A 4,904-nucleotide genomic window follows, 5' to 3' on the forward strand; every position below is an offset into this window, starting at 1 on the left:
ATTGAATCCAGGCCTGACGGTCCTCTTCCGTCTCGAATTTTCGGCTGGGATTTCGTGATCCTCGCAGGAAATCCTCGAATTCCTGACCGACTTTCGGGGCGACGCCGCCCGCAAGTTTGGCCATGATTTCGGTGGACTTCTTGTTCATCAGAACAAAGCGGTCTTCCTTGTCATACAGGATCAGCCCCTGCTCCATCGCCTCGATCGCCGAACTGAGATGCGAATGCGCGATGGATGCCTCTTCCTGACTGGCCGCCAGCGCCGCCTCGGCGCGTTTGCGTTCCGCGACTGAACCCAGCTGCGTGCCGATGTGGTTCAGTGACGAGATGATCTCCATGTCCGGGTCGGCGGTTTCCGACGAGAAGAACTCAAGCACGCCAACGATCTGATCGTGCAGGGTGACCGGGAACGCCATGCCTGAAACCAGACCGGCCTCTTTGGTGAATTCAAGCCGCGGGAAATCCTTTTCATTGGCCAGATCTTCGATCCAGCGCACCTGCCCGCGGCTGGCCACCCAGCCCGGCAGATCGGACGGATCGCCAAAGCGTTGATTTTCCGTGGCCCGGCGCAGCGACGCCATGCCCGCGCCTTTCGAGATATGCCAGATGCCGGTCGGCACCGGAACTTTGATGCCGTCGATCTCGTCGATCACATAGGCATGGCCAACCGGCCAGCCCGCGAACATGCAGATTTCGTGCAGGGCGGTCTGCAAGGCGGCCTCAAAGGTTTCGGCGCTGTTCGCGGCCAGAACGATATTCTGCAACAACCGGACTGACGCGGTGCGGTCGGCAACGCGTTTCTCAAGGTCGGCATTGGCCTTGACCAGCGCCTGCTTGGCGTCGCGTTCGGCGCTGACCTCGCGGCCATAGATGTTCAGATAGTTCTCGCCCTGAATCGGCACGATATTGAACAGGAACGCGCATTTGTCGTCTTCAAGCAGGTATTCCTGACGCTCGCCGCTCAGAACCGCCTTTTCCGCGACCTGCGCCAATTCACCCTGCAAACGCGCGGGCGGGCCGGGATAGATCAGGCCGGGCAGATCATGCGCCGGTTGGTTCGCCAGAAGGATCTTCAGATCCCGCTCGATCCGCACCACGGGGTTCGGGTTTTCGTTCGGGAACTTTGCCGCATCCTCAAGCTTTTTCCGCGCAAGGGCGTGTTCGGTGATGTCGCGCGCGAACAGATTGACATAGCCGTATTCGGTGACCGGGTTGAAATGGACGGTCAGGATGGACTGGCCAATCTCGAAATTCTGTCTGGCGCTGATGTTGGCCTTATAGGCCTCGATCGCCGCCTCGACCGTGGCGGCATCCAGCTCACCAGTGGCCGGATCGATCAATCCGTTGGGGCGCGAAACCGCCGAATTGGAATACAGCACCTTGCCTTCGGCGTTGAGCCGGACAATCGGATAGGGGCATTCTTCCATGATCCTGACCAGCGAGGTCAGGTCGGCGTCTTGCGTAAGTTTTTCGGCGGCCATTTGCGGATTTCCACGTATAATTCAGTCGGATTTCCCGGGGCGTCCAAACGACAGGTTTTGCCCTGCGTCACCCACCGGCCTGCAGATGGGTTCTGCACAATCACCGGTCCGCAGATGTCGCAATCCCATGTTCCGCCCCCCTTTTCTTTGATTTTGGCACATTTTGTCGCGGAATAGGGAATTTTGTGCGACAAAGTCTGAAAGCGACAGGACAGACGGGACATTGCAGGCAATGCAAACCAAGAATGCGCCGCCCAGCCGCGCGGACGGACCATCGGAAAACGAGCTATTCTTCGCCGTTGGCATCACCGGCCACAGGGATCTTGTGCCCGAGGAATGCGACCAGACCGAGACCGCTGTCAGAAAGGCCCTGCTGGGGCTTTCGATGCGCTTCAAGAATATGCCGATCCAGGTGGTGACCGGTCTGGCCGAGGGCGCGGACACGCTGGTCGCGCATATCGCGCTGGATATGGGGCTGGCGGTTCATGCGGTGCTGCCCCTGCCCGCCGACATCTATGCGAATGACTTTGATGGCGCGGCGTTAAAGACCTTTCGCACGCTGCTGCAAGACCCACGGGTTCAGGTCAGTGAAATTCCCTTGGCCGATGGCGTGACCGCCGAAAGCGTCAGCGAACCGTCGGTGCGTGAGGGGCAATATGTCCGGCTGATGGATTATATCCAGCGCCGCTCGAACCTGCTGCTTGCGCTGTGGGATGGCGATGACAAAGGCTTGGCCGGCGGCACCGGCGACGTTGTGCTGGGCTATCTTGGGGGTGTCGAAGGCCAAAGGCCGATGGAAGTTCCGATCGACGCCGCCGATCCCGAAACCGGCGCCGATCTGGTGTATTGGGTTCCGGTGTCCCGATCCGGCAGCCATCACCGCACCGCACCCGCCGCGCCCACCTATCTGGTCGCCAGCCCGACCTCGGATTACTATTGGAAGCAAGCCGCCATTCCCGCCGTCATCGACGCGCGCTGGAAGGGGCTGGATGCCTTCGCTGGCGAGCGGGCGTTGGGCCTTGGGCAGGATCTGCCGGGCTATCCCCTGCTGCCGGACAATGCCCCGCCGGTGTCGATGGAAATCCGCGGGATCGAGGCCGAATATATACGCATCGACAAGCTGGCCCGCGCCAATCAGACCAATTCGGACAGGATGTTCAAACTGTTCGGTCTGCTGGCGGCCGCGATGGGGTTTTTCTTTCTTGTCTATGCAAAGATCGCGGCGGTGAAGGCGTTTCTGGTCATCTATATCCTGCTGTTCGTGGTCGGGTTCATCGGCTTCAAGGTAAGCCGGCGCAATCAATGGCTGCCAAAGCATCTGTGCTATCGGGCCTTGGCTGAAACCTTGCGGGTGCAGCTGTTCCTTGCCGTGTCCGGCGTCGCGCGCGGCTATGGCATGAGCCGCATCCTGCGACTGACCAACGTCGACAGCTTTGAACGCTTTGACTGGCTCCGCGATGCCATCCGCTGTTGCGAACCGCTGGTCGAAACCGGCCACGCCAAGGCACAGGATGCGCTGGAACTGGTGCGCACCTATTGGGTCGAGGATCAGGCGAATTACTATCACCGGAAACTGCACGCCATGCATCGGCGGCACGAGCGGCTTGAGCGGGTCAAGGGCCTGTTGCTTGCCGGGTCGGTGCTGGGCGCGCTGGCGCTGATCTTTTTCAAGAAGGCGCTGCTGCATCTGGATATGGCTGGCTATGACGGCAAGGCCATTCTGGTGTTCCTGATGGGCCTTCTGCCGCTTTGGGTCGCGGTTTGGGAACTGTATCAGGGCAAGATGGCGACGCGCGAGCTGATCTGGCAATATTCGAACCAGGAACGGCTGTTCCGGGCCGCGATCAAACCGCTGACCTTTGCCAAGCGGCCCCAGGACGCCACCCGCATCATCACCGATCTGGCCGATAAGGCGCTGATCGAAAACTATCTGTGGAGCGTGCACCGCTACCACCGTGAACACGAACCCCCGGCGGCAGGATAACCGTGAGCAAGCCCGAACCCAGCAATGACTTCGCCGCGCGGCTTTCCACCGCCCGGCATGATTTGCGCACCCCGGTCGGGCATATCATCGGCTATGCCGAATTGATCGAAGAAGATATGGATGCCGCCGCCCTGAAGGATTGCGGCCATGATCTGATGGCGATCCAGAACGCCGGGCAGCGCATTCTGGCGCTGGTCGATCAGTTTTTCGGCGAGGCCAAAGCCTCGATCGACGACATTGATTTCGACGATGCGATGTTCCAGATCCGCATGCAGCTGAACCATATCGGCGGCTATGCCGAAATTCTGCACGAGGATATCGTCGCGGCAGGCGATGACAGCATTCTGGGCGACCTTGACCACATCACCAAGGCCCAGCGTCAGGTGCTGGACCTGTTAGAGGGGCTATATGCCAAGCTGACCGCCGAAACCACGGCGCCCACCGGCAAGCCGAAATCGGCGGCGGTGACCGCTGATCTGGCGGCGGGCATGACGATTGCCGGGATCGGCGGCGAGATCCTTATCGTCGACGATGACGCCAGCAACCGCGAATTGCTGGCCCGCCGGCTGGCACGGGGCGGCTATCGCTCGGTCGTGGTGGACAGCGGGCGCGCGGCGCTGGAGGCGCTGGAAACCCAAAGGTTCGATCTGGTGCTGCTGGATCACATGATGCCGGGCCTGTCCGGACTGGAGACCCTAGAGCTGATCAAGGGCAATCCACGTCTTAGAACCATTCCGGTGATCATGCTGTCCGCCGCCGACGAAGGCAGCCTGATGATCCAATGTATCCTGAACGGCGCCGAGGATTATGTCGCCAAACCGTTCAACCCGGTGCTGCTGATCGCCCGGATCAATGCCTGTCTGGAAAAGGTCCGGCTGCGCCAGAACGCGGCGCGCCAGATCAAGGTGTTCATTTCCTCGCCCGGCGATGTGATCGCCGAGCGGCTGATCGTCAAAAGCGTCATTGGCCGGCTGAACGATGAATTTGCCGGTCGGGCGCTGTTGGTTCCGATCCTGTGGGAAGAAGAGCCGCTTTTGGCCTCGGACACGTTTCAGGCCCAGATCCATCCCCCGCGCGAGACCGAAATCTATATCGGCATCATGTGGTCGCGCATCGGATCGCCGCTGCCGCCGTCGATCACCCGCCCCGACGGGTCGCAATACGAAAGCGGCACGGTGTTTGAATACGAGGACGCGTTGCAGGGCTATCAGACCAGAGGCAAGCCCGAGATGCTGCTGTATCGAAAGTTCGGCGCGCCGATGGTGTCTTTGGCTGACAAGGCAAATGTGTTAGAACTTTTGGATCAGATCGACCGCCTTCACGACTATGTCGCGCGCAATCTGATTGGCGAGGACGGCACGTTCAGCTCGGCCTTTCACAGTTTCGAGGCGCCCGCGCAATTCGATGCAATGGTTGAAATGCATCTGCGCAAGCTGGTCG

General features: G+C 60.3%; 3 protein-coding genes. 2 read left to right on the forward strand and 1 reads right to left on the reverse strand.

Going from position 1 to position 4,904, the window contains the following annotated elements; genetic code table 11:
* Positions 1–1,480: GAF domain-containing protein (locus tag ABYW26_RS10505; RefSeq protein WP_372604796.1), on the reverse strand; the 1,480-nt coding region annotated here is incomplete at its 3' end.
* Between the two features lie 232 nt (positions 1,481–1,712).
* Here ABYW26_RS10505 and ABYW26_RS10510 point away from each other — a divergent pair.
* Together ABYW26_RS10510 and ABYW26_RS10515 are read left to right on the forward strand one after the other, a co-directional pair.
* A complete protein-coding gene (locus ABYW26_RS10510; RefSeq protein WP_372604797.1) occupies positions 1,713–3,464 on the forward strand; it encodes a hypothetical protein in 1,752 nt (583 codons plus the stop codon).
* 2 nt (positions 3,465–3,466) lie between these two features.
* Positions 3,467–4,904 (forward strand): response regulator (locus ABYW26_RS10515; RefSeq protein WP_372604798.1); only part of this gene is annotated, 1,438 nt, incomplete at its 3' end.

Source organism: Actibacterium sp. (assembly GCF_041584535.1).
In the GTDB taxonomy this organism is placed as follows: domain Bacteria; phylum Pseudomonadota; class Alphaproteobacteria; order Rhodobacterales; family Rhodobacteraceae; genus Actibacterium_D.